Raw genomic sequence first — 24354 nt, 5'->3', positions numbered from 1 at the left:
ACTCCTTCGACGATTCCGCGTGCCGCTGCTACTTCGTGGTCTTGGTGAGGGTGCCGCTGACGTAGAGCATGTCACTCATGCGCATATCGTCCCGCACGGGCGCAAGGTCGTTGGCGGCGAACAGGTCTCGGACCTTGATCGCGTTGAGCGCCCAGCCACGGTCGATCAGGTAGGGCGCCGCTTCGTTGCGTTCACCGAAATACCGCAGCCGCACCACATCGGGATCGAAACCGTGCGCACGCCAGCGGTCGGACATGCGATGCAGGCTTTCCTTCGTCGTGTTGTCTTCGCCCGGTCGCGGGTTGGGCCTGCTTTCGGTGGCCACCCGGCTTCCCGGCGCGCTGAGTTCGGTGATGGTGTCGAGCAGGCGATCCTGCGCCTCGGGCGGCAAAAAGCCCAGCAGGCCTTCGGCGCTCCATGCGGTCGGCCGGGCCGGATCGAATCCGGCGGCGCGCAGTGCGGCGGGCCAATCCTCGCGCAGATCGGCCGCGGCCACTCGCCGGTCGGCGGTGGGCGCGGCGCCCAACTCGGCCAAGGCGCAGGTCTTGAATTCGATGACCTGCGGCTGGTCGACCTCGTACACGACGGTCCCGGTGGGCCAGGGCAGTCGATACGCGCGAGAATCCAGCCCCGAGGCCAGGATCACGACCTGCGTGATGCCCGCGGTCGTCGCATCGAGGAGGAACTCGTCGTAGAACTTGGTCCGTAGCTTGGCCACATCGATCGCTACCTGCTCGACCAACTCGCCGGGCGGCATGTCACCGGTGGCCAGCCGGGTGAGGAATTCGACGCCGACCGCCCGGACGAGCGGTTCGGCGAACGGGTCGTCGATGAGCGCGCGATCCGCACGGGTCGCTATCGCCCGGACCGCCGCGGCCATGGTGGCGGTCGCGCCGACACTGGACGCCAGGTCCCAGGTGTCCCCGTCGCGCCTGGTGGAAGTCATTGTTCTGCCTCATCTTTCGGTGGACTCGGGTCGTGTTGCCGACATTCTCGACCAGACCACCGACAAGGTCGGCCAGGCGGTCTCACCGGGATCATCCGGTGAGGGTTCGGGCTCTGTCGCCGCGAATTGGTACGACCGCACAGCGAGCACAGTTTTCGATACGTTTCGTCGCCAATACGTTTCGTGTGCACAAACCAAACGAAACGCAATGGATTGCCCGGTCGGATTCCGAAGTGACGGTCGCTGACCGCCGATAAGGTTCACTTATCGGCGGTCAGAACCGATACGGCGCAACCGCTTTCGTTTCGTGTCAATCCGTTTGATTTGACGAAACCAACGCTACGATTCTCCGGTGTCGAACGTATGCAACTACCCCGGATGTACGCGACCGATCACCCGCGGCGGCGGACCGGGACGACCCTCGGAATACTGCGACCATCCCGACCACACGCGCTGGCGGGCCTGGCGGGAGCGGCAGCGGCGGTTACAGGAGGATGCCGAGACCCCGGCGGCCAACGTCACTGTGACGCAACAGGGTCCGGTGACCACGGCCCGGCTGCGGGCCGATGAGCTGCTCATTCAGTTCCGCACGCTGGCTGATCAGCTGGGTTCCACCCTCACCGCGGCCGTGACCGAGATGTCCACCCTGGCCGACCCGTCCGTCGCCGAGGCGCAGGTCCAGGCCGTGCAGGCCGATGCGGCGCGGCGCATCGCGGAGGCCGATATCGCCACCGTCGCCGCCGAACAGGCCCGCCGCGAGGCCGAAGACGCCCGCGCCGCAGCCGAATCCGCGGCCGAGGACGCCGCGGCCGCCGCCGAGGAGGCCGAGGCCCGCATCGCGGCGGCGGCCGCCGCGCGCGACGACGCGCTCGGTGAGGTCGAGCGGGTCACCAAACGGGCCGCCGACGAGGTCTTCACCGCCCGCTCCGAGGCCGAGGCCGAGATCCGCACCGCGCGCCGCGAGGCCGCCGAGGATGTCGAGCGCGCCCGCGAGCAGGCCACCGAGGAGATCGGCCTGGCCCGGCAGAAGGCCGCCGCCGAGACCGAACGCGCCAAACGCGAGGCCGCCCAGCAGATCACCGCCGCGGCCGCCGAACGAGATCTGGCCGTCCAGCGCGCCGCCGACGCCGAACGCGCCATCGAGCGCGCCGAAACCGCCGTCGCCGAACGCAATCAGGCCCTGGCCGATACCCGCGCCGAACTCGACCGCCTGCGCGCCGAGCTGGCCACGACCCACACCGAACTCAGTGAGACCCGCCGCACCGCGGCCGCCGACATCACCGCCCTGCGCACCGAATTCGCCGCCACCCTCGCCACCGCCCACCGCGAGGCCGCCGACCGCCTCGCCGCCGTCGACGACGCCCGCGCCCAAACCCTCGTCCGTGCCGAACGTTCCGAACGCCTGCTCGACGAACTACTCGCCGACTCGCGCCGAACTACCCAACCGTCGAGGTGATCGGCGTGTCCCAGTCGAGGCGGTGCTCGTAGAGCCAGGACCGCTGCTCGGGCCGCGACATCTGCTCGGCCTCGTCGAGGGTCGCGGCCCGCTCGGCGCTCTGGGCGACCAGACGTTCCACCCGCGCGCGCCGGATCCGTTCGAAGGTGGTGAATGCCTCGGCCGGGCCGGGCAGATCGCGCAGGCACTGCGCCAGCACGACGCTGTCCTCCAACGCCATCGACGCGCCCTGGGCGGCCTGCGGGCCCGCGGCGTGCGCGGCATCACCCACCAGCACCATCGAGCCGCGATACCAGCGGGGCAGTGAGGCGATATCGAAGACGCCCGCGCCCAACGGGTCCGCGCCGGGGGCCGCGACGATTCGGGCGGCCGCCGGATCCGGGTCGTCGCGCAGCAGTTCGAGCGCCCGCTCCCGCCACGGTGTCGCCGCCAGCTCGGCCCGACTGCGTTCGGGGCCGGGCACATGCGCCACCCAGAACGTGACACCCTCGGTCGAGGTGGTGTAGCCGAAGCTGGTGCGGGTGCCGTGGATCATGCGGAAGGTGTTGTGCGCCTGAGGAATATCGGCGACCTCGGTGTAGCCGTAGACGACCGCTTCGCCGGTGTAGCGCGGCGCGGGGGCCTGCGGATCGATGAGGGTTCGTGTCACCGAGCGCATACCGTCCGCGCCGATGAGCAGATCGCCCTCGGCGCGCGTGCCGTCGGCGAAGGACGCCAGCACCCGCCCGTACGGGGTAGTGGTCGCGGTGGTCAGCCGTTTGCCGTGTTCGATACGGCCGCCGCGCGCGAGCAATTCACCCTGCAGGGCATGGTAGAGCGCGGCGCGGGTGAGGGTGCGCGGTCCGTCGGGGTCGGAATCGTGGATCTGCCGGGCGGTGAAGACCTTTCCGGCGGCGTCGAGGTATTCCACGTGGTCGGTGCGGAACGACGCGGCCACGACCGGGCCGTGCGCATCGATGGCCCGGAGGGCGTTCATGCCGTTGGGCATGATCATCAGGAATGCGCCGATATCCTCGCCCCCGCTGGGATACGCCTCGTAGACCGTGGCCGAGATTCCAGCCTTGTGCAGCGCCATGGCGGTGGCCGCACCGGCGACTCCGCCGCCGATGATCAGTGCGTGTGTCACGGCACTCACCCCTTCCCCGTCGTATCGTTCCTTCCGCATGGTAGTCGTCCGGATCGACTGCGGCCCACATCCTTTCGCGCCGGGACCGAACTCGACGCCCCCGGCCCGTGGTCGCGTCGGCGGCCGATGCGGGCGAATTCGGCCCATCACGTCGACGATGCGTCGGGCCCGAGATGATCAACGGCGGTGTGGATCAGAACCGAATCCACTGTGTCGATGCGTCGATCGAATCGGTGGGATCGCCCGATGCCGACCGGCAGTGCGCGCGGTCGACCCGCCATGGCAGGCTCGATCCCATGGTGAAGGATGATGTGAGTCGGGGTGTGTTGGTGACGGGGGCGTCGCGGGGGATCGGGCGGGCGATCGCGGCGGCGTTCGCCGAACAGGGGGATCGGGTTGCGGTGCACTACTCCTCGCGGCGACAGGAGGCGGAGAAGACGCTGGCCGGGTTGGCCGGGGACGGACATGTGCTCGTCGGCGGGGATGTGGCGACACCCGAGGGGGCCGCGGCGATCGTGGAAGCGGCCGTCGCGGCCCTGGGGACCGTACACGTCCTGGTGAACAACGCGGCGGTGAACCTCGCCCATCCGGTCGCGGACACGGATTATCCGCAGTGGCAACAGATCTGGCGGCAGACGGTGGATGTGAATCTCCTCGGAACCGCGCACGTGTCCTACTGCGCCGCCCGGCACATGATCGAGCGCGCGGTGGCCGGACGAATCGTGAACATCGGATCGCGCGGGGCGTTCCGCGGCGAACCCGATCATCCCGCCTACGGCGCGACCAAGGCCGCCGTACAAGCGATGGGCCAATCACTGGCAGTATCGCTGGCGCCGTACGGTATCGCGGTCGCCTCGGTAGCACCGGGCTTCGTCGCCACCGAACGAGTCGCCGACCGCGTCACCGACGACGTGCGCGCCCAGAGCCCCTTCGGTCGCGTCGCCGACCCCACCGAGATCGCCGCCGCCGTGCGCTATCTGGCCTCCCCGCAAGCCACCTGGAGCTCCGGCGCGGTCCTCGACGTCAACGGCGCCTCCTATCTGCACTAGCGCCGCGGCCGGATTGGACCCACGGCCAGGACGATCCGCGCGCCGTCCGCCGCGAGAGTGCTCGCGGTAGACGGCGCGGCCACGGTCGGTGCTCTCGTAGCCATCGGCTGCGGTCACCGCACTCCTGCACCCTGTGCCGAAGATCGGCGCCGAGGGCCCCTGCCTTGCGGGTCACCGCCGAATCGGGCCCGCGGCGACCATGATTCGCGGAGCCCTCGCATTCCCTACGCCGAACCCGAGGCGACCGGTACGCCGTCCTGGCTAGAGTTCGTCGGTCAGCCACTGCTCGAGGTCGGTGACCAGCCGGAGTTCCGCGGTGACCAGCGCATGATCGGCGGCCGTCAGATCCAGCTGCCCGATCTCGGTGACGAGGTTCGTGACTCGGTCGGAGTCGCCTGCGGCAGCGGCGATTTCGGCGAGCATGGCCAGGGCGCGGCCACGGTCCACGGGAGTCGAGGCCGCGCCGTGGCGGCGCAGGCCCGTTTCGATGACGCGGGCGGCCGCGGCGTCATCGGTCTTGAATTCGCGCAGGTTGCGGGCATTGTCCAGCGCTTGGGCCAGGCCCGCGAGATCCTTTGCTCCGCCGTATCGCAGTCGGGGAATGTCGTGCTGAAGGTAGATGACGGAGTTGCCGACCGGATCGACGACGGTGAAACGGGTCTGTCCGGGCCGGAATCGGGTGATTCGGGGTAGGCCCCGCGCGGGCACCCGGCCGTAGCGGGCGCGCAGCGCGGTGGTGAATTCCGCGTGCCAGGGCGCGACCTCGTCCACCATGACCAGACAACCGATATACGCCTGTTCGGCGGTGACATCTTTCGGTGTGGGTCCGAAGTGCAATTCGAATCCATTGCGCCGCACCACGCCGTAGGTATAGGGCCGGGTCATCTCGCGGGTGACCTCGTAGCCCAAGGTGCGATAGAAATCCAGCGTGTCTGGCAGATTCCCGCCCCAGAGCTGGGGCACCGATCTGTCCGTCATATCCGCCTCCTGTGATGATCGAAGTCCGGAATCGACCGTACGGATCGACGCCCCGGCCACGCATATGCCAATTCGCGTGATTCGAATCACGGTGCCGGACACCAGGTCACCACCGAAATGACGACGAATGGGTCCGGTAGTGCCGGGTGAGGATCTCGTCGGCTCGCGGTGGCCAGGGTCGGCGGTCGCACCGTCCGGGTACAGGGCCCGTACGTTCGGGTGCGCGGCCGTATGGGTGGTGTAGTGCCTAGCAGGGGTCGCGGTCACGGTCGATGATCTCGTAGCCACCGGTTGCGGTCACTGCACTCCCGCATCACGTGCCGAAGATCGGCGCCGAGGGCCGCTACCTGCGGGTCACGGCCGAATCGGGCTCGCGGCGACCATGATTCGCGGAGCGCGCCGGAGGATCGGCATGGCGGGTGTCACGAGCGAATCGGGTCGGCTGTCACCATGATTCGGGCGCTGTCGGCGGGGACGTTGGTGATATTGCGGATGGTGCCGCGGCGAGCGGTTGCCTCGGGTGGGAGGGTGAGGGTGTAGCGGGAGAGGATTTCGCGCAGGACGGCTGTGCCTTCCATCAGGGAGAAGCCTGCGCCGATGCAGCGGCGGACGCCGCCGCCGAAGGGGAGCCAGGTGTTGACCGCGAGGGTGCCGTCGAGAAATCGTTCGGGGCAGAAGGCTTCCGGGGCAGGGTGATTGCGGGCATCGGAGTGGGCGAGCACGATCGAGGTTCCCACCACCGTGCCCTTCGGGAGATCCACGCCGCACAGGGGCAGGTCGCGGGTCAGTTTTCGCACGACTCCGGCGATCACCGGGTCGCGGCGCATGGCCTCCTTCAGCACCGCCTCCAAGTATCTGTCGTCGCCCTCGGCGGCGGCGCGGCGGGCGCGCTGCTGAACCTGTGGGGCGGCGGCCAATTCACGCAGTGACCATGCCAGTGCCGAGGCGGTGGTCTCGTGCCCGGCCAGCAGCAGCGTCACCAGCTGGTCGCGGAGTTCGGGGTCGCGCAGCGGGGTTTCGGCCGGATGTTCCGAGGCGCCGACCGCCAGCAGCCGCGACAGCACATCGGCGCGCGAATCCAGATCCGGATGCTCACGCCGGCGGGCGATCTCGGCGTAGAGCAGCTCGTCGAGTGCGGACAGATTCTCCCCGAAGCGTTTCCACGGCGGCAAGCGCCGCAGCCACGGGCGGGTCCAGCCGATGAACACCACCGGGCTCACGTTCAGGATGCGGCGCAGCCGCGGGGTCAGCTCCGCGCGGCGGCGCTCATCGGTCACCCCGAACACCACCTGGATGATCACCTCGAGGGTGAGATCGTTCATCCGATCCAGCGCCACCACCGTCGAGCCCGAGGCCCAGCCGTCGACCTGCGTCTTGGCGATCGCGGCCACCAGCTCCCGATATCCGCGCAACATCGACCCGGCGAAGGCGGGCATCAGCAACCGCCGCGCCCGGGCATGGTCGGCCTCGTCGGTCTGCAGCAGCGAATGCTCGCCCATCACCGTGCGCAACAGCCGATTGGCCTCGCCCGCATGCAGATCCGCCGGATCGGCGGCGAAGATCTCGCGGATGTGCTCGGGCCGGGAGAACACCACCATGCGTTCGGCATACGGCGGCAGCATGCGCAGGGAGAACACATCGCCGTAGCGGCGGGCCATGGCGTGCACGAACGGCGCGCGCCGGCGCGCGTACAGAACCGTCTGCGCGATCCGGGGCAGCCGGGGACCCGGCGGATAGGCAGCGGTCATGACGATCATCCCCTCCGGCGGCGAAACGAACGCGTTCCACCTACGGTAGGCCCAATTCCACAGGCCGCCAACGCCCTGATCGCCCGGCCATTACCGGCACAGCGCGCGGGTGAGCATGGCCCGCGGATCGATACCGCCCTCGGTCACCGCCCGATCGGGCAGTCCGGTCATGGTGAAGGTGACCGCGCGGCCCTGCGCGGTCGCGCCGGACAGGGTCGTGAATCCGTGGATGCCGCCGGAATGGCCGACGTAGCGGGCCCCGCACGGCAGATCGGCGTAGCCGACGCCGAGGCCGTAGAAACCGCCCTCGTCGGTGGGCACCCCATCGAGCATCGAGCGAAGCAGGTGCGGCGCAACGACTTTCCCGGCAACCAGGGCGGAGTAGAAGCGGTTCAGATCCGTTCCGGTCGACACCAGCGCCCCCGCCGACCATGGAATCGACGGTTCCACCAGCGATACGTCGGTCGGCGGGCGGTCCGCGGTGTAGCCGCGCGGATGCGGATCGCGCATCCGCACCTCACCGGCGGCGGGCAGATAGGTGTGGATCAGATCCAGTGGCGCGAGCACGCGGCGCTGCAGTTCCTCGGCGTAGGGGCGGCCGGTGACGCGTTCGACGAGTATTCCGGCGACGATGAAGTTCGTATTCGTGTACTCGTACCGGCCGCCCGGCGCGAATTGCGCGGGCCGCAGCAATGCGTCAGCAATCTCGGCGGCGGGAGTGACCGTGCGCCGCGACAGCGCGGCCTCGTACTCGTCCATCCGCGGATCGTCGGCGAATTCGGGCAGCCCGCTGCGATGCTGCAGGATCTGGCGGACGGTGATCGCGTGGCCGTCGACGCCCGCGCCGGTGAGCAGCCCCGGCAGGTAGGTATCGATCGGCGCGTCGAGTTCGATGCCGCCCTCGTCGACCAGGTGCAGCACGAGCGCGGCGGTGAAGGTTTTGGTGATGCTGCCGACCCGCACGTACTGGGGGATATCGGCGGGAATGGGTGCGCCCGTGGTGATATCGGCGCGCCCGGCGGTGAGGGTGACGCTGCGGTCGCCGTCGGCGAGGGTGGCGATCGCACCGACCGCGCCGGTGCGGATCGCGGCGTCCAGATCGGCGCGCACGCGCTCGATGCCGGTCGGCGGCGGCGCGGACGCGGGCGGGTCGACGGGGCAGCCGCACAGCAGCAGGGCCATCGCCAGCAGGGTCGCCGCGGCGGGCAGGAGTCGGAGCGGACGCATGGATCCACGCTAGAAATGCCAAGGCGCACAGCGCATCCGGCGCAACCCCGAGATCGTCCCGGATTCGCGCGGGAATCGGACCCCCGACGTGACGATTCGGACATATGTTGGGCAAACGATCAGTTATTGGGTGCGGCGGTCATATCATTGAGCTATGCCCACTCTGCGAGTCGCCGGTCGCACCGATCTGTTCGCCGGTGACGCCTGGCAGGCGGCCTTCGTCATCGGATGCGCCTCGGTGGGTCTGGGAGTGGTGTTACTGGTGTGGCCGGACAAGTCGGTACGGGTCAGCGAACTGCTGTTCGGCCTGTGCCTGCTGCTCACGGCGGCCTGGCAATTGGTGATCACCTTCGGGACCCGCATCCGCCGCGGACTGCGGATCATGCAATTCCTCACCGCCGGGCTCACCGCGCTGCTGGCCGTGTGGTGCGTGCAGAGCGGGGACTGGGTATCGCTGCTGGCGCTGTGGGTGGGTATGGGCTGGGCGATGCACGGCATCGTGCAGGCCATCATCGCGGTCTGGTCCGACGAGCTGCCCGATACCGGCCGCAGCGAGGTCGTCGGCATGCTCACGCTGGTGGCCGGGCTGATGGTGATCGTCTGGCCCATCGACACCATGCCCGCGCTGTCGGTGCTGGTCGGAGTGCTGTCGATCCTGTTGGGCGGCAGCCAGATCCGCATCGCCGCCCGCATCGTGCGCCCCTTGCCCGCCGGCAACGCCGGACTCGGCGGCCTCCTGCGCTCGCAACCACACCGCGGCTGACCCTCGCGACACCCCGCGCGCCTCGTCGCCCTTCCACACTGCGTCGCCGGTCTGCTTCGCGCTTCGCACCCCTTCCCGCACTTCGCACCCTCTCCAGGCGCCCGCAAGGGGTGCGAAGCGCGGGAAGGGGTGCGAAGGTTTGGTGCGCGGCGGGTCCCCGGTGGTCGCCTTGTGCAGCCGCACCCTTTTCGACGCTTCGCATCCTTTGTGGGCGGCTATAGCGGGTGCGAAGCGCGGGAACAGGTGCGCGGATGGGGTCGAGTGGGTGGGTTTCGGGGGCGGTGATCTGGCGTGTCGGCCGTGTGTCGGCGGGGTGGGGTCGTCGCGGCGGGCTAGGGTCCCCTCGTCACCGCCGCCGCCTCGAGGGAATGCCGATGTCGTTGTCACGCCGAGGGTTCATCGCCGCCGCGGCGGTCGGGGCCGTGGGTGCCGTCGCGGGACGGGCGGGGGCGCAGGGCGATCCGCGGATGTTCGTGCCCGGGGATCCAGGCTATCTTGCGGCGACTCTGCGCGGGTACAACCGCCGCTTCGTCGCTCGCCCGGCGCGCATCGTCGAGCCCGGCACCGCCGAGGAGGTGTGTACCGCGGTCACCGAGGCGGTGCGCGACGGGCTGCGCCCGGCGGCGCGGTCGGGCGGGCACTGTTTCGACGACTTCGTCGACAACGCCGACACCCGGGCCCTCATCGATCTCGGGCGGATGACCGACATTCGATGGGACGAGCGGTACCGCGCCTTCTCCGTCGCCCCGGGCGCCACCCTGGGCGCGGTGTATCAGGCGCTGGGCTCCTGGGGTGTGACCGTGCCCGCGGGCATCTGCAAGGGCGTCGGGGCGGGCGGGCATATCAGCGGCGGCGGATACGGTCCGCTGTCGCGGCGGCACGGTCTGGTCGCCGATCATCTCTACGGGGTCGAGATCGTCACCGTCGACGCGCGCGGGCAGGCGGCGCTGGTCACCGCGACCAAGGACGGACCGAACAGCGACCTGTGGTGGGCCCACACCGGCGGAGGCGGCGGGAACTTCGGGGTGGTGACCCGATATCTGTTGCGCTCACCGGATTCCGACGGCGCCGACCCGCGCCGGGCCCTGCCGCGCCCGCCGGAGGCCATGCTCACCGCGCGGCTGTTCTGGCCGATCACCACCGAGGACGCGTTCGTACGGTTCCTCGGCAACTACCTCGAGTTCTTCCACCGCCACCGCGATCCGGGCGACCCCTTCGCGGGACTGTATGCCCCGCTGAGCATTCGGCCGACCGCGACCGGCTTCGCCGAAATGCTGATCCTGCTCGACGCCGACCAGCCCGACGCGCAGGCCCGCCTGGACGCCTTCCTCGCCGAGCTCACCGACGGCGCCCCGACACCGCTGATCGAGCCGCCCACCCGCGCCTCCTATCCCGACACCGTCGATCGCGCCTACTATCCGCCCGCATCCGTCCCGCCGCGGGTCAAGATCAAGGCCGCCTATCTGCGCCGCCCCTACACCACCGAACAACTGCGAATCTGCTACCGGCACATGGTCGATGCCAGCGTGATCGGCGAATCCGAACTGGAATTCCTGCCCTTCGGCGGCGCGATCAACGCCGCCGCGCCCGGGGCGACCGCGATGCCCGCGCGCGACTCGTTCATGAAGATGCTCATCCACGCGGCCTGGCGGCTGCCCGGCGACGATGAGCACTTCCTGGACTGGGCGCGGCGGTTCTACGGCGAGATCTATGCCGAGACCGGCGGGGCGCCGGTGCCGGATGCGGCCAACGGCGGCAGCTACATCAACTATCCGGACCCGGATCTGGCCGATCCGCGCTGGAACACCTCCGGGGTGCCGTGGCACGAGTTCTACTACGGCGCGGGATATCCACGGCTGCAACGGATCAAGGCCGACCGGGATCCGGGCAACGTGTTCCGGCACCGGCTGTCGATCGAGCTGCCCTGACCGCTCACAGCAGCGCCAGCACCCGGCACGGCCCGCCGGTGCCGCCGGCGTGTTTGGGCGCGCCGACCACCACCGTCGCCCCGACCGGCGGGACCGCGCCCAGATTGGCCAGCATCTCCACCCCGTAGCGGCCCGCGCCCAGCACCGCGGTATGCGCGCCGAATTCCCGGCTCGACGCGTGGTCCAGGCTCAGCGTGTCCACTCCCGCGCCGACGATATCGCGTTGGGTCACAAGGAATTCCGCGGCGCGCGCATCGAATCCGGGTGCGTGCGGAGTCCCGCCGGGGTCGAGGTTGACGAACGCGGCCGCGATCGGCAGCCGCTGCTCCCAGCCCGAATGCAGCGCCACGAACGCGCGCGGCGGGATGCGGCCGTGGCGGGCCTCGAAGTCGTCGATATCGGCCAGGGTCAGTGTGGTGTCCGCATCGGTGGCGGCGCGGGCGCTGATATCGATCACGATCAGCGGCGCGACCAGATCCTCGGCGGCCAGCCGATCCACGCTCGCCCCGCCCGGGGTCCGATGCAGTGGGGCGTCGATATGGGTGCCGGTGTGCTCCCACAGCGCCAGCGCCTGCTGGGCGAAACCACCCGCGGCATGCCAGGCCACCGGTACCGCCACGAACGAGGGACTGCCCGGCCACATCGGCAGCTGCGGGGTGAGGGTATGGGTCAGATCCACCACCGAGCCCGAGCGCGCTGCCGCCGGGGCGGCGGTGAAGGCCAGCGCGGCCAGACCCGCGGCCCCGAACAGCCCCCGGCGGGTGGTGTGCGCGACGGCCTGGTCGTGGGCCACGCGGACGATGTGGGGTGCGCACATGATGGCCGCAGCTTACGCGCGGGCCTGGTGCGCGCCCGCGCATGACGCGCGCTCGGATCGTGTCCGATTACACGTTCGGATCCGGTGGCCGCGGCATTACGGTAAAGGGATCGCCGTGCCGGAGACGGGAGTACTCCTGATGAGCAAGCTGTACCCGCATATCGACGAATCACTGCGCCGGTTCATCCTCGCCCAGCCGATGTTCTTCGTCGCCACCGCACCCACCCACGACGGTCGGATCAACCTGTCGCCCAAGGGATATCGCGACACCTTCGCGGTGCTCGACGATCACACCGTGGCCTATCTGGACCTGTTCGGCAGCGGCGTGGAAACCATCGCGCACCTGCGCGAGAACGGCCGCATCACCGTCATGTTCTGCTCGTTCACCCGCAACTCGAAGATCCTGCGACTGCAGGGAACCGGCCGCGTGGTGCGCCCCGACGACGCCGAATTCACGACGCTACGAGCACATTTCGGCACCGACCATCCGGGCGTGCGTGCGGTGATCGTGGTCGACTGCGAGCGGATCGCCGACTCGTGCGGCTTCAGCGTGCCCTATCTGGAACTGGTCGACGAACGCCCCGTGCTGGACAAACATCACGCCCGCAAATCCGATGAGGATTTCGCCCGCCGCATCGCCGGGGACAACTCCGCGAGCATCGACGCGCTGCCCGCACTGGAATCCGACCACCCGCTGCCCTCGGCACTGTGAGGGTCGAGCACCGGACCCCGCGACCGCCCGATGACCGCCAGCACCACGAACCCGCCGGTATTCAACACCAACCCGGCGGCCACCGCCGCCACTCCCGCCAGCACCGCTGATCCCACTGTCTCCTCCTCGTGATCGAGCACAAGAAAAACACGCAGGTGAAGCTTCCTCGAGTGTGATCAGGGCCGCGGCGGCGGTCAATGTGACCCTCGCGACTCCCACCGATCGCGCCTAGGCTGCATGGGTGCTGCAGGCGTGTGTGAACGGGGATCGGACCACGGCCGACTGTGCGCAGTTGCCGATGACAGCGGAACAGATCGCGGTCGCCGCGCGGGCGGCGGTCGCGGCGGGGGCCGTGGATCTGCATGTGCACCCGAAGGATTCGGCAGGGCGGGACACTCTCGATGGCGCGGTGGTGGCCGAGGTCGTGACGCGCATCAGGCAGGCGGTGCCGGGGGTCGCGGTCGGGGTCACCACCGGGGCGTGGGCCGAGCCGGATCCGCGGCGGCGGGTGGCGTCGGTGCGGGCGTGGACGGTGCTGCCCGATCATGCGTCGGTGAACTGGCATGAGGACGGGGCCGAGGCGGTGGCCGGTGCGCTGTGGGAGCGGGGCGTCGGGGTCGAGGCGGGGATCTTCTCCGGAACCGATGCGGCGCAACGGTTTCGCCGGTCCGCGGTGGCCGCGCGGGTATTGCGGGTGCTGGCCGAGGTTGTCGACGCCGATCCGCGGTCCGCGGTCGGCACGGCCGAAACGCTGCTGGCCGAGTTGGGTTCGGGGCTGGCGCGGCCGATTCTGCTGCACGGGGTCGATGGCGGGGCCTGGCCTGTGCTGCGGTTGGCCGCGGCGTCGGGGCTGTCCACCCGGATCGGGCTCGAGGATGTGCTCACCGATCCGGACGGAAATCCGGTGGGCGACAACGCTGTTCTGGTGCGTGCCGCCCGCCGGTTGCTCAGCTGAGGCGGCTCGCCTCGGTGGTGAACACCTCGATGAGCTGGCGGGCGAATTCCGCCGCATGGGTGCGGGGCCCGTTGTGCTTGCCCGGGAATTCCGCGAGCGGGCGGCCCAGTCGGTCGGCGATCTCGGCGGCGGGCCGGTAGGGCAGATACCCGCGGGTGTCGCGCCCGGCCGCGATGATCAGCCGATCCGAGACCGCGGCCAGGGCGTCGAGATCGGGGATATGTGAGGTGAATTCGCGCAGTTCGTACCGCATCATGATCGGGCCGTTGGCCGCCAGCCGCGCCCAGGTCTCGGCCTGGCGGGGCGTCATCTCGGCGGGCTGCGGGGACGGGCCCATCGCATTGCCGAGGCCCGCGAGGAAATGGGCGCCGGCCGCCGCGGGGCCCTCGGCGAGCAGCAGTCGATACACCTGCTCGACCCAGGCGCGATGATCCGCGGCATCGGGCAGCACGCCGAAACACGGGGGTTCGTGCGCGACCAACGCGCGCACCCGCTGGGGATACCGCGCCAGCAGATCCAGCCCGGTGATCGACCATCTCCCGCCGAACACGAAAGCCGGTGCCCCCGAGAGATGGTCGATCAACCGCGCCGCATCCTCGCTCTGCACCGCCACCCGCTGCGGCTCGGGACGCCCGGTATCGAGCGTGCTGCGCGAATAGCCGCGCACGTCATAGGCGACCACCGTGAAATGCGCGGCCAGCGCCTCGGCCAACTCGTCGGCATGGCTCGCGTCACCCCCGCCGCCGGGAATCAGCAACAGCAGCGGGCCCTCACCGCGGATCTCGTAATACAGGTGCGCGCCGGGGACGGCCAGGATGTCCGATCTCATCGGGACTCGGTCTCCTCGGTATGGGACGGCCACTGCGACAACGTCTGATGCAGGGCGTCGAGAATGTGGCGCCAGCTGGCGTCGGTCGGTCGCGAATGCGCGAAGCCGCCCGCCGCCTCGAGCGTGGTGAAACCGTGAAAGGTGCTGCGCAGCAACCGGCCCGCATCGGTGCCCTCCGGTTCGGCCAGCCCATAGGCGCGCAGGATGGCCGCGGTCAGCTCGATGCTGCGCAGCAGTGCGGATTCGGCGCCGACCTCGGCCGGATCCATCCGAATCTGGGTCGCCGCATAGCGACCCGGATGGTCGAGCGCGAAGCGGCGATAGGCGTCGGCGAATCCGATCAACGCATCCCTACCCGCGCGCCCGGCCACCGCCGCAGCGATGCGCTCGTTCATCTGCGACGCGGCCAGCAACGCCACCCGCACCCGCAGGTCGTGCAGATTGCGCACATGCGAATACAGGCTCGGATCCTTCACTCCGACCGCCCGCGCCACCGCCGACAGCGTCAACCGATCGAAGCCGATCTCATCGGCCAGTTCGGCCGCGGCCACGGTGATGCGTTCCGCGCTCAGGCCCGCTCGTGGGGACATGCCGCCCTCCTTTCCTAATTACATTAGGTTATACCTAATTTCATTAGGCGCAAGTCGGCACGGTGCGCACCGTGGACGCGGACGAAAAGACCTGGGGGAGTGGCCGACTCAGGTCAGGTCGTAGGCGACCGGATGCCGGGGCTCGTACAGCCCGATCTCACCCGCGCCCGGCACCGCGAGCGTGGTGAGCAGACCCCACCGCGCCTCGCTGACCGCACTGGTGAACCGCACGCCCTTGGCGGTCAGCTCCGCCATCGTCGCGGCCAGGTCGTCACACATCAGATACAACTCGATCCGCCCGTTCTCCGGAGTCTCGGCCGGATGCACGGCCAGCTCGGCGGGCGGCGATCGGAAAATCAGCCAGCCGCCACCGGCATCGACATGGGCCAGACCCAGCACGTCGCGCAGGAATGCGCGCGCCGCCTCGGCGTCGGTGGCGTAGAGGATGGTGTGCGCACCGAGGATCATGCGCACAAGGTAACAGCGACCTCAGGGTTTGCGGGCCAGAGCGCACGAGATCAGCTGTTCCCAGACGGTCAGCTCGCGGGTGTCCACACCGATCTTGGTGACGTCCTCGCCCGGATCGGCCGCGGGACGCCACAGCGTGCACAACTCCAGGCCGGGTTCGAGGACCTCGAGATCGCCGAACAGGGCCAGGATCTCGTCGTCGTTGCGCCAGCGGCCGCGCCCGAAGCTGCCCTGCAGCTTCTGTTCGGCCAGGCGGGTCTCCTCGTTGTGGCCGGACTGGAAGTGCGAGATGTAGACCTCGCTGCCCGAGGGCACCCGGTCCACCCACCAGCGCACCAGATCGGCGGGCCGCTCATCGTCGTTGAGGTGGTGCAGGATCGCGCTGAAGATCAAACCGACCGGCTGGTCGAAATCGATGAGGCGCTGCACCTCCGGATTGTTGTAGATCGCCTCAGGCTCACGCAGATCGGCGGTGATGACGGTCGTATTGGTGTCGGTGGCCAGCAGTGCGCGGCCGTGGGCCAGCACGATCGGATCGTTGTCGACATAGACCACATGCGCATCGGAGTCGCGGCGCTGGGCGACCTGATGCACATTGTCCGCGGTCGGCAGTCCGCTGCCGAAATCGACGAACTGGTGAATGCCGTCGCGGGCGATATCACCGACGGCGCGAATCAGGGCCTGGCGGTTGGCGAATGCGATCGCGACCGAACCGGGTAGATCCTTGACGAAGAAGTCACCGACCTCGCGATCGATCGCGTAGTTGTCCTTACCACCGAGCAGATAGTCGTACACGCGGGCGATACTCGGCTTCGACTGGTCCACATGCGTGGTGCTGTCGGTCATTGGAATCATCCCCTGTCGCCGGATGTGTTGACGGATCAATCCTAAGAGCACGATCGGCCCCTAATGGGCGCTTCGGTTATACCAGCAAGCAGCGAGTGAGCGCAGCGGAAGATCATGAATGAGATGCGTTCGAGCACAACGGAATTGCTCGACACAATGTGAAATTCGGACCTGTCAGTATGTTGAGGCCAGGCGGATCGGATTGATCGGGGCGCGGGTGTCCCGGCTGGACGGTTCGCCGTACCCGACGGGCCGTCACTCTGCGCACCGATACGCCTGGCGGCCTCGACACCGTTCATTCCGGGCATGCTGATGTCCATCAGCACCACATCCGGCCGTCGCCGTGACCGTCGCGGAAACCGAAGTTGGCCAGTGTATTTCAGAACAGCTCGGTGCAATCGGGACTTGGGCTCTCTGTCGTTGGTGCGGTCGTCCCGTGGCAGGCGAGGTCATCGTTGTTTCGTCGTTTGGAGTTCGGTACCGGGTGTTGACGGACATGCGGTGGGAGCTTCTGGAATTGCCGCTGCCGATATTGCCAGTCGCGCCCGATCATCCGGATCATGGACGGCCACACAATCAGGCGCCGAAAGGGTGCGATCGCCGTCAAGTAGATGACCCCGAACACGCCGTTGGGCTTCACCAGCATGGCCATCTGGCCGCGGTAGCCACCAGTCGCCTCGTCCGGTACCCAACCGATGTGCAGTATTGCGTGCACCGTCCGGTTGGCGCTCTCCAATGCCCACTCCTCATGCGTCAAGTACACCGAGGTGAACGGAACCGCGTGCAGGTCCGGACCGGCGGGCATGTCGCGGAGATCGGGCGGCAATCTGTCGCGAAGCGTACGCACTCGGGAACCGAGGCCGCAGTCGGGTCCGTCCCAGCCGAGCAGCTCCCCGAGCTTCCAGCGAATCGCGAACAGCGCGCGGACTATCCCTGATCTGTGCGCGCCGTCGCCTTCCGCCAGCTGCCGCACCAGTCGCGGGAAGTCGTCGGGTCCGCCGGGCGTCGGCAACGCCCACACATCCTCGAGCCGGAAGTCGCCGGTGATCTCATGGATCCGCCAAGAGCGGTCGGTGTGCGCGGTTTTCGGGAGCTTCATCACGAGGCCTTCCATCCAGCGACCAAACAGTCGTGCAGGTCATCGATTTCGACAACAGGAAGCTCTAGAGGTCCGCGTCGGGTAGGTCCAGTCGATTCAATCGCCCAGGTTGTATTCGAGCGGTCCCCTGGTTTGCAGACCCGCGGCCAGAGCGGCAGCGGTCGCCGCGCGGACCTCGGCGGTTGCATACAGCCGAGTGAAATCCTCGGTATCCGTGCGGAAGTCGGCATCGGCGGGCAGGTTCCGACGATCGACAGCCTTCTTGACAGCCGCCAGGGCGGCACCGGAACGGCTCGCGATGTGCGCAGCGAGGCTGTCGACGTAGTCGTCGAGTTCGTCGTCCGGCAGCGCGCGATTCACGACGCCGTATCGCTCAGCGGTGGCGCCGTCGATATTGCGCCCACTCAACATCAGCTCGAGCGCCCGACCCCGACCGATCAAGGCGGGCAGCAGCTGCAGCGCGCCACCACCAGGGATGAGCCCGGACCCGACCTCCGGCTGGGCGAAGAAGCTGTTGTCGATCGAAGCGAAACGCATATCGCACAGCAGGATGAGCTCATCTCCGCCACCACGGGCGCGGCCACGAACCTTGGCGATGCTCACCAATTCGGGCGATTGCAGCGCCTTGATCAGTCGCGGATAGAGAGCGGACGCCTCGGCCATCGCCTCGGTGGTGAGGCTCATATCGAAATGCGCCGAGAAGAACTCCGGATCCGCCGACTCCAGCACAACGACCTTGGTCCGCGGATCGGCCGCCAACCGTTCGAGAGCATCCACCAGCTCCCGATAGACATGCTGGTCCAGCAGGTTGAGCGGCGGGTTATCGAGCCGCAGTGCGGCCCAGCCGCCGGCGTGGGGATGGATCGTCACGGTCCGGTGGGTGCTCGTAGTCATGGTCGTACCTCCGTCTGAATAGACGATCGGTCTACCTCCATTGTGTGTATCGTAGACCGGCAAGTTTGGCTCCGTTGTCAGTTGTGGGACCACCAACAGCAGGTGATCCGCTATGCGAACCGATCGTGGCGACGGCGGCTGAACACGTGGTAGCCGATTATCGTGAGGAGAACACAACTCGCAATGGCACTTTGCGCGGAGAAGCGCTACGTCCTCGCGGGTCACGAATACGGAGGCTGCGATGTATAGCCGCCGTCGGCTGCCTCAGTTCTCAGTCGGAGGCGTTTGCCGGGGCGGAGGATAGGGGATTTGAAACCACCCATTTCCGCAGTTCAGAGTGTTCTTTGGTGCGTTTTCGCTGCATTTCGGGACAATTCAGTACACTTCACGACACAAACGTTCGCTCCAGAACGTGACGCGGTCAAGGCGATCGGGCGAGTCGTTTTGGCGCGGAATCCGTAGGTGTCCAGGCGATTTCCGGTATTGGCGGGTGTGCTCGGCGGCGTCCCGCGCTCCCCGTACCGTGACGCGGTCATGACGGTGTTCCCGGCCCGACGCGGTGGTGCCGGGAAGGGTTGCGTATTGATCGCTTCGTCGGCGGCTGCCGAACAGGACCGTTCCGCGCCCGACGACTCCGACGACGAGGACGAGTTGTCCCCCACATGCGCTGATCGCGGCCGTCGCGACAAGCGCGGCGACAATCGCCGCCGAACGAGCGAATTTCACCAGTTCCTCCAGGTGAGGCACTAGAGGCGGGATCCACAGCAGGTTATCTGATAACAGCAACTACCCAGCTACTATGATGTAGGTCGCGTCCGTGTCGTGCTATTTCAGGTGCACGCGTTCTAGCGCGTTCGCCAGGCCCGCTGTCTCCAAGCGCCTGCCAATCGCACAGGTCCTGAGTGAGAACCAGGACGGATAACGCGGAAACGGCAGTGCGACAACAAGAATGGAGCGTCTGATGAACGAACGGTTGCCGACCATCCGGACCCGTCAGGACGGCGGGGTGTTGTGGGCACGTTTCGACAACCCGCCGATCAACCTGGTGGGACCGCAGACCCTCATCAGCCTCAACAAGCTCGTGGACAGGGTGGAGGACGACGACTCGATCCGAGTGGTCGTGTTCGAATCGGCAAACCCGGAATTCTTTCTCGCGCACTGGGATATGACCGCGGTCGGCGCCGCCATCCCGGCCGCGATGCCTTCGGCCGAGAAGATTCTGGGGAGGCTGCCCGGCATACCGAAAGTCTCCATCGCCAAAATCGCCGGCCGGGCCCGCGGCATCGGCAGTGAGGTCGCACTCGCGTGCGATCTCCGGTTCGCGTCCGCGGAGCGAGCGATCTTGAGCCAGCTCGAAATCATCATCGGCGCCCTCCCCGGGAGCGGCGGCACCCAGATGCTTCCGCGCCTGATGGGCCGAGGCCGAGCGCTCGAGGCGCTCCTCGGCGGTGAGGATTTCCCGGCCCAGCTCGCCGAACGCTACGGCTGGATCAACCGCGCACTGCCCGACGCCGAACTCGACGACTTCGTCGACCGACTCGCCCACCGCATCGCTTCCCTCCCATCCGAGGCGATCGCCGCGGTGAAGGCCATGGTCGATCCGATCACACTGCCCGCCCCGGCGGAATTGGCCGAGGAGTCCGAACGCTTCCGTGAAGCCCTCGGACGCCCCGACGTCGCCGCCCGCATAGGTCGGCTCATGCAACAGGGCATGCAGACCTCCAGCGGTCTCGAACTCGACTTCGGCAGCGCTGCCGTCGAACTACTCACGCCCGAAACCGCCAGTGCCGCACACAATCCGACCGACAGGTGACCAGGGGGCGTCTCATGATTACTGGACAGCAACTCGACGCCAACACCGTAGCCTCACGCATTCATGCGAACTGAGCTGATGTGCTCTGAGAATGGCGAAAGGTGCCGGCAGAGCTGGAGCGGTAGTGGCATTGCGATCGAGGTACTCGCGCGGAATAGTGAAGTCCGCAATCCCTGACAGGGAGGTAGATTCCGATGTCTACTGCTCCGACCGAATTGGGCCTCAACGTTTTCACCGCGCCGGGGAAGGCGGTGGTGGGTGAGCGGCCGCAGCCGTTCGGGCCGCCGTTCGGGTGGGATCCGATAACGTCGACGCTGATCTACGGGGAATTCGATGCCGTGCTGGTGGATCCGCTGACTACGGTGGACGATGCGCGGGCGCTGGCCGAGTGGGTGGCGCTGCATCGGCGGAATCTGACGACCATCTACATCACGCACGGGCATTTCGATCATTACTTCGGGCTCAGTGTGCTGCTGGATCGGTTCCCGGATGCGCGGGCCATCGCCACGCCCGGGTCGGTGGAGTTGATGAACCGGACCGATCCGGATCTGGCGCGGCATTCCCAGAAGATGTTCCCGGGACAGTTCCCGACGAGAATCGTGACGCCAGAACCGTATTCCGGCGATACCTTCACCCTCGAGGGCCACGAGCTCCGCATCATCGAGCAGGGGCGCACCGAAGCCGTGGACAGCACCTCGCTGCACGTGCCGTCGATCGATCTGGTGGTCGGCGGGGATGTGCTCTACAACCAGTGCCACATGTTCGTCGGCGACACCACGCCGGAGAGCCGTGAGAACTGGATCGCCGCGCTGGATCGCCTGGCCGCGCTGAAGCCGAGGATCGCGGTCGCCGGGCACAAGAAGACCGGTGCTCCGGATACCCCCGATGCGATCGAGGGTTCCAAGAACTATCTGCGCGACTTCGGCCGCCTGCGCGAGTCGTCGCTCTCCGATGAGGAGATCTACAACGAGATGACCAAGCTCTACCCGGATTGGGTGAGCCACCAATCCTGGCTGATGTTCGGCTTCTGAGGGCTACAGCTCGATCTGCGCGAACGAACCGATCCAGCGATGCGGCGGCCGAGGCGAATTCGGCTCCCCTGGGCCGCGTCACGCCGACCGCCGACCAGCCCGCGGCCACCGCGGCGTCGGGCTCGTCGGGATGATCGGACAGGAACAGGATCTGTTCGGCGGGCACGCCGATGGCTCCGGCGATCTTCTCGTAGGATCCGCGCTCGCGATCAACAACGCCGGGAAGAAGAGGCCCTGGTCTGAAGCACCCGGACGGCCCGGCGGACGGCGGCCTGCTCGTCGCGCAGGGTACGCCGGAAGATGTCGCCGATGATCCGCGCAGCGCACTGACACAGTTTTTGCGCCAGGCGCTGAGCGGAGCACCGGCTGCCACACCGGTCACCTGAAACGTGCCCCGTTCGCTGCCGTCTGCGTCGGGCGACCGATCATGCAGGGCTGTGTGCTTGTTGCCTGGCGAAGACACTTCGTGCGGACAGTTCCACGGCATAGGGGTTGATGAGGTCGGGGTAGCGGGCGAGCATCGCGTCGATGAGTTCGGCCGGGTCGCCGGCCTTGTCGAGCAGCTGGTCGAAATCGGTGAGGTAGGCGCGGGTGTCGGCGATTGCCTGTGGGGAGTCCTTGGCGCCTGGTGCTTTGTGGCCGGCGATCACTCGTTTCGGATGCAGGGCTTCGATCTGGTCGACTGCGGAGATCCATTGTTGCCGTGTGGTTTTGCTGGATTCGGCGAGGTATTGGTGTACGCCGTTGTAGATGATGTCGCCCGCAACGACGAGGTCGAGCGAGGGTACGTGCAGGAATGTGGTGTCGTTGGTGTCGCTGTAGCCTGCCTCGACGGCGCGTAGTTCGTGTCCTTCGAGGTCGATCACTCCGTCGGCCAGGGGTTGGGCCACCTGAAGGTTGCTCGGGAGTTGACCGGGGAAGGTTGATTCCCAAAATCCTTGGAAGTATTCGGGTTCCAGATCGTGATGCATGTGCGCGATGGTGCCGGGGGTGGCGACGGCGCGGGCGTTGGGGAACCGTTTCAGCAGTGGTGTCATGCCGAAGAAGTGGTCGCCGTGGCCGTGGGTGAGGTAGATCGTGGTGAGGTTCTTTCCCGATGCCTCGATCCAGTCGCCCAGGTCCCGGGCCTGATCCTCGGTCAGGAAGGCATCGACCAGGACCGCGTCGCGCGTACCGGAGATCAGGGTGGCCGATATGGGTGGCCAGATCGAGCTCTTCCCGGGGATGCTGGTCTGTGCCGGGATGGTCGGAGTGACGAAAACCTCTGCTGTCAAAGTGCTTTCAGACATGCTCTTCACAACATCCTCCTCTTCGACGAGAGTCGTGAGCGCGAAGTAGAGATTCGCTCCTTCCGAGACACTATTAGTATGGTGTCTCAAATGAGACATTCGATGTATTGAATCTCACCCTAGCTCGACAGCGGTCGGCCATCCAGGATGTTTGGCAATCTCTGCCATTGACGACTGGCGTTCAAGTGGCACCATGGGCTCCGGTTATGTCTTGCGACGATCGCTCGAAACCGCCCGCCTTGAGCTGGTCAGATTCTTCGGTAGCGCCGAGTTCTTCGCGCTGGTGTAGCGATACACCGTGGATCGCGGCAATCCGGATATGGTCGTGATCTGCCCGCGGGAGCGGCCGGACCACTCGACCATGCGCCGCAGCAGCGCCATGAACTCCTCGACCGTGCCCGCCTCGATGTGCAGGACGTGGACGGATCTATTGGGCCGACTACGACAAGGCCATCCAACTCTATGACGATGGCATCATCGAACAAACCGATCCGACCGAACAGATCATGCTCGAGATCGCGCCGGGCTGGAACGAATTCCTCGCGAGTCGATGAACTCGAAATGCAGGATCCGATGACAAACCCCGAAGACTGGGAACGACAGCTCAAACAGGAGCTGTCCGACATCCGCCGCAGCGGCCACCGGCTGAATGCGGCGATGGCGGTCGTCCGCGGACGCGGCGAGGTCCGCGGCATCACCATCGAGGTCAGCGCGGCCGGTGACATCACCAACCTGCAGATCGCGCCCGGCGTGATGCGCTGGCCCAGCACACAATTGACCGCTTCGCTGCTCGACTGTCACCGTCGTGCCCGTATCGACGCCGCAGCCAAGGCCGAGCGAGTCCTGCGAGCTGTCGATCCTCGAATCAGGAACCAGCTGAACGAGTTACGCGACGTCTCCGAAACGGAAGGCTCGACCGCACCCCAGCGGCCGAGGACCGAAGAGGAGATTCAAGCAGCCGACGACGCCTACTACCAGCGCATCAACGGCCTGGACGGCTGGACCTAACCAGACTTCGTATATGTGGCGCCTCCTTTGTCGAGTTGCCGGATCATGTTGGGTAACAGTCAGTTTCGAGCGGAGGGGAGTTGCGCCCACATTCTGGTCATGGACCAAGAGCAGATCGAGTTCCGCCCCCTTGGGCGGTCGGAGGATGAGCCGTCGCCGGACCAGCTTGCCGCGATGTACGACCAGCGCGCCGCGAATGGCACGAATGGGTTGGTCAACGCCCTGGTCGATGGCGAGTCCGCTGTGTCAGGCGTTGGGGGATCACCGAGTGAAGGCTGGCTCACGTGCTTGGGGAACGCGCTGTCTTATGGGTGTTGTCGGCGCGGGGTCGCAATGCGTAGGCCGGCACGAGCTGATCAGTCAGATGCAGCGCAGGCCGCCCGTCGGCATATGGAACGGAGTAGTTCACCCGTCCCATCTTATGTACAACCGGTCTATGACCGAGTCAGCTGTTGTGGATGGCGACTATGCCTCTGGTGCAGTGCTGGGAGCGGACTGTCGCTTGGTGTCCGGTCCGCTCCCAGTCCTTTGTCGTGTGGTGGAGCTATGGGTCAGTTGTAGAATCCTGGGATAGGGTTTCCGTAGTCGAACGGCCAAAGCCCATATCCGGGCCACCCGTTACCGTTGCCGGCCATGCGTTGTAGCGAGGTTTTCGAGCCGGGAATCTGAGTCTGCGCATTAACCCCTCCATATACGAGATTTACGTATGGCAGAAACATTTGAATCGCGCCCTCAGGGCCGGTTGATGTAACTGTGTAGCTCAGGTCGTCGCAGCCCGTCAT

Annotated in this window: 25 protein-coding genes; 9 read left to right on the top strand and 16 right to left on the bottom strand. The window is 67.3% G+C overall.

The window, feature by feature from the left end; genetic code table 11:
• Positions 1 to 28: 28 nt before the first annotated feature.
• On the bottom strand, positions 29 to 946 hold the full coding sequence (locus tag ACIA76_RS03600) for an SAM-dependent methyltransferase (RefSeq protein ID WP_397148060.1): 918 nt from the start codon (positions 944 to 946) through the stop codon (positions 29 to 31).
• A gap of 352 nt (positions 947 to 1298) precedes the next feature.
• On the opposite strand from ACIA76_RS03600, the gene ACIA76_RS03595 reads away from it, so the two are divergent.
• Positions 1299 to 2402 (top strand): hypothetical protein, encoded by a 1104-nt coding sequence (locus ACIA76_RS03595; RefSeq protein ID WP_397148058.1) that lies wholly within the window; start codon positions 1299 to 1301, stop codon positions 2400 to 2402.
• Here the strand turns inward: ACIA76_RS03595 and ACIA76_RS03590 are convergent.
• A complete protein-coding gene (locus ACIA76_RS03590) occupies positions 2383 to 3528 on the bottom strand; it encodes an FAD-dependent monooxygenase (RefSeq protein WP_397148056.1) in 1146 nt (381 codons plus the stop codon). The two genes, ACIA76_RS03595 and ACIA76_RS03590, sit on opposite strands and share 20 nt — an antisense overlap.
• Positions 3529 to 3824: 296 nt before the next feature.
• Here ACIA76_RS03590 and ACIA76_RS03585 point away from each other — a divergent pair, with 296 nt between their 5' ends.
• Entirely contained in the window at positions 3825 to 4577 is a 753-nt protein-coding gene (locus ACIA76_RS03585) for an SDR family NAD(P)-dependent oxidoreductase (protein WP_397148054.1), read from the top strand.
• A gap of 261 nt (positions 4578 to 4838) precedes the next feature.
• Here the strand turns inward: ACIA76_RS03585 and ACIA76_RS03580 are convergent, their stop codons facing one another.
• The 3 genes from ACIA76_RS03580 to ACIA76_RS03570 form a co-directional block, all read right to left on the bottom strand.
• Positions 4839 to 5555 (bottom strand): glyoxalase, encoded by a 717-nt coding sequence (locus ACIA76_RS03580; RefSeq protein ID WP_397148052.1) that lies wholly within the window; start codon positions 5553 to 5555, stop codon positions 4839 to 4841.
• A gap of 422 nt (positions 5556 to 5977) precedes the next feature.
• Positions 5978 to 7303 (bottom strand): cytochrome P450, encoded by a 1326-nt coding sequence (locus tag ACIA76_RS03575; RefSeq protein WP_397148050.1) that lies wholly within the window; start codon positions 7301 to 7303, stop codon positions 5978 to 5980.
• Positions 7304 to 7393: 90 nt separating this feature from the next.
• Complete coding sequence (locus ACIA76_RS03570) at positions 7394 to 8530, bottom strand: serine hydrolase domain-containing protein (RefSeq protein ID WP_397148048.1); 1137 nt, start codon at positions 8528 to 8530, stop codon at positions 7394 to 7396.
• A gap of 154 nt (positions 8531 to 8684) precedes the next feature.
• Here ACIA76_RS03570 and ACIA76_RS03565 point away from each other — a divergent pair, with 154 nt between their 5' ends.
• Together ACIA76_RS03565 and ACIA76_RS03560 are read left to right on the top strand one after the other, a co-directional pair.
• Positions 8685 to 9293, top strand: a complete 609-nt coding sequence (locus ACIA76_RS03565) for a DUF308 domain-containing protein (protein ID WP_397148046.1) — start codon at positions 8685 to 8687, stop codon at positions 9291 to 9293.
• A gap of 374 nt (positions 9294 to 9667) precedes the next feature.
• Positions 9668 to 11221 (top strand): FAD-binding oxidoreductase, encoded by a 1554-nt coding sequence (locus tag ACIA76_RS03560; RefSeq protein WP_397148044.1) that lies wholly within the window; start codon positions 9668 to 9670, stop codon positions 11219 to 11221.
• Positions 11222 to 11225: 4 nt separating this feature from the next.
• Here the strand turns inward: ACIA76_RS03560 and ACIA76_RS03555 are convergent, their stop codons facing one another.
• Positions 11226 to 12038, bottom strand: a complete 813-nt coding sequence (locus ACIA76_RS03555; RefSeq protein WP_397148042.1) for a cyclase family protein — start codon at positions 12036 to 12038, stop codon at positions 11226 to 11228.
• 139 nt (positions 12039 to 12177) lie between these two features.
• Between ACIA76_RS03555 and ACIA76_RS03550 the strand changes: the two genes are divergently transcribed.
• Positions 12178 to 12750 (top strand): pyridoxamine 5'-phosphate oxidase family protein, encoded by a 573-nt coding sequence (locus ACIA76_RS03550; protein WP_397148040.1) that lies wholly within the window; start codon positions 12178 to 12180, stop codon positions 12748 to 12750.
• Positions 12751 to 12991: 241 nt separating this feature from the next.
• Entirely contained in the window at positions 12992 to 13705 is a 714-nt protein-coding gene (locus ACIA76_RS03545) for a 3-keto-5-aminohexanoate cleavage protein (RefSeq protein ID WP_397148038.1), read from the top strand.
• Here the strand turns inward: ACIA76_RS03545 and ACIA76_RS03540 are convergent.
• From ACIA76_RS03540 to ACIA76_RS03510, 7 genes are all read right to left on the bottom strand, one after another.
• Positions 13698 to 14534, bottom strand: a complete 837-nt coding sequence (locus ACIA76_RS03540) for an alpha/beta fold hydrolase (RefSeq protein ID WP_397148036.1) — start codon at positions 14532 to 14534, stop codon at positions 13698 to 13700. The two genes, ACIA76_RS03545 and ACIA76_RS03540, sit on opposite strands and share 8 nt — an antisense overlap.
• Positions 14531 to 15124 (bottom strand): TetR/AcrR family transcriptional regulator, encoded by a 594-nt coding sequence (locus ACIA76_RS03535; protein WP_397148034.1) that lies wholly within the window; start codon positions 15122 to 15124, stop codon positions 14531 to 14533. The genes ACIA76_RS03540 and ACIA76_RS03535 overlap by 4 nt, the downstream gene beginning before the upstream one ends.
• 108 nt (positions 15125 to 15232) lie before the next feature.
• A complete protein-coding gene (locus ACIA76_RS03530) occupies positions 15233 to 15592 on the bottom strand; it encodes a VOC family protein (protein ID WP_397148032.1) in 360 nt (119 codons plus the stop codon).
• A gap of 21 nt (positions 15593 to 15613) precedes the next feature.
• Positions 15614 to 16438: an SAM-dependent methyltransferase gene (locus ACIA76_RS03525; protein ID WP_397148030.1), complete on the bottom strand. Its 825-nt coding sequence runs from the start codon at positions 16436 to 16438 to the stop codon at positions 15614 to 15616.
• 379 nt (positions 16439 to 16817) lie between these two features.
• Positions 16818 to 17537: a DUF2867 domain-containing protein gene (locus ACIA76_RS03520; RefSeq protein WP_397148028.1), complete on the bottom strand. Its 720-nt coding sequence runs from the start codon at positions 17535 to 17537 to the stop codon at positions 16818 to 16820.
• Positions 17538 to 17633: 96 nt separating this feature from the next.
• Positions 17634 to 18431 (bottom strand): enoyl-CoA hydratase/isomerase family protein, encoded by a 798-nt coding sequence (locus tag ACIA76_RS03515; protein WP_397148026.1) that lies wholly within the window; start codon positions 18429 to 18431, stop codon positions 17634 to 17636.
• A gap of 375 nt (positions 18432 to 18806) precedes the next feature.
• Entirely contained in the window at positions 18807 to 19157 is a 351-nt protein-coding gene (locus ACIA76_RS03510; RefSeq protein WP_397148024.1) for a hypothetical protein, read from the bottom strand.
• Between the two features lie 235 nt (positions 19158 to 19392).
• On the opposite strand from ACIA76_RS03510, the gene ACIA76_RS03505 reads away from it, so the two are divergent.
• Both ACIA76_RS03505 and ACIA76_RS03500 read left to right on the top strand, forming a co-directional pair.
• Positions 19393 to 20244 carry an enoyl-CoA hydratase/isomerase family protein gene (locus ACIA76_RS03505; RefSeq protein WP_397148022.1) on the top strand — a complete coding sequence of 284 codons (852 nt, stop codon included), beginning with the start codon at positions 19393 to 19395 and terminating at the stop codon, positions 20242 to 20244.
• A gap of 194 nt (positions 20245 to 20438) precedes the next feature.
• On the top strand, positions 20439 to 21275 hold the full coding sequence (locus tag ACIA76_RS03500) for an MBL fold metallo-hydrolase (protein ID WP_397148020.1): 837 nt from the start codon (positions 20439 to 20441) through the stop codon (positions 21273 to 21275).
• 425 nt (positions 21276 to 21700) lie between these two features.
• Here ACIA76_RS03500 and ACIA76_RS03495 read toward each other — a convergent pair whose 3' ends face one another.
• Both ACIA76_RS03495 and ACIA76_RS03490 read right to left on the bottom strand, forming a co-directional pair.
• Positions 21701 to 22564 carry an MBL fold metallo-hydrolase gene (locus ACIA76_RS03495; protein ID WP_397148018.1) on the bottom strand — a complete coding sequence of 288 codons (864 nt, stop codon included), beginning with the start codon at positions 22562 to 22564 and terminating at the stop codon, positions 21701 to 21703.
• 204 nt (positions 22565 to 22768) lie between these two features.
• A complete protein-coding gene (locus ACIA76_RS03490) occupies positions 22769 to 22945 on the bottom strand; it encodes a hypothetical protein (RefSeq protein WP_397148016.1) in 177 nt (58 codons plus the stop codon).
• 192 nt (positions 22946 to 23137) lie between these two features.
• Here ACIA76_RS03490 and ACIA76_RS03485 point away from each other — a divergent pair, with 192 nt between their 5' ends.
• Positions 23138 to 23572, top strand: a complete 435-nt coding sequence (locus tag ACIA76_RS03485) for a hypothetical protein (RefSeq protein ID WP_397148014.1) — start codon at positions 23138 to 23140, stop codon at positions 23570 to 23572.
• A gap of 551 nt (positions 23573 to 24123) precedes the next feature.
• Here ACIA76_RS03485 and ACIA76_RS03480 read toward each other — a convergent pair.
• The coding region (locus tag ACIA76_RS03480) for a hypothetical protein (protein ID WP_397148012.1) at positions 24124 to 24354 on the bottom strand (231 nt) is incomplete at its 5' end.

This window comes from Nocardia sp. NPDC051570, assembly GCF_044454005.1.
Classification (GTDB): domain Bacteria; phylum Actinomycetota; class Actinomycetes; order Mycobacteriales; family Mycobacteriaceae; genus Nocardia.
Note: the sequence above shows the minus strand (reverse complement) of the source record. Positions and strands in the feature narration are given on the sequence as shown.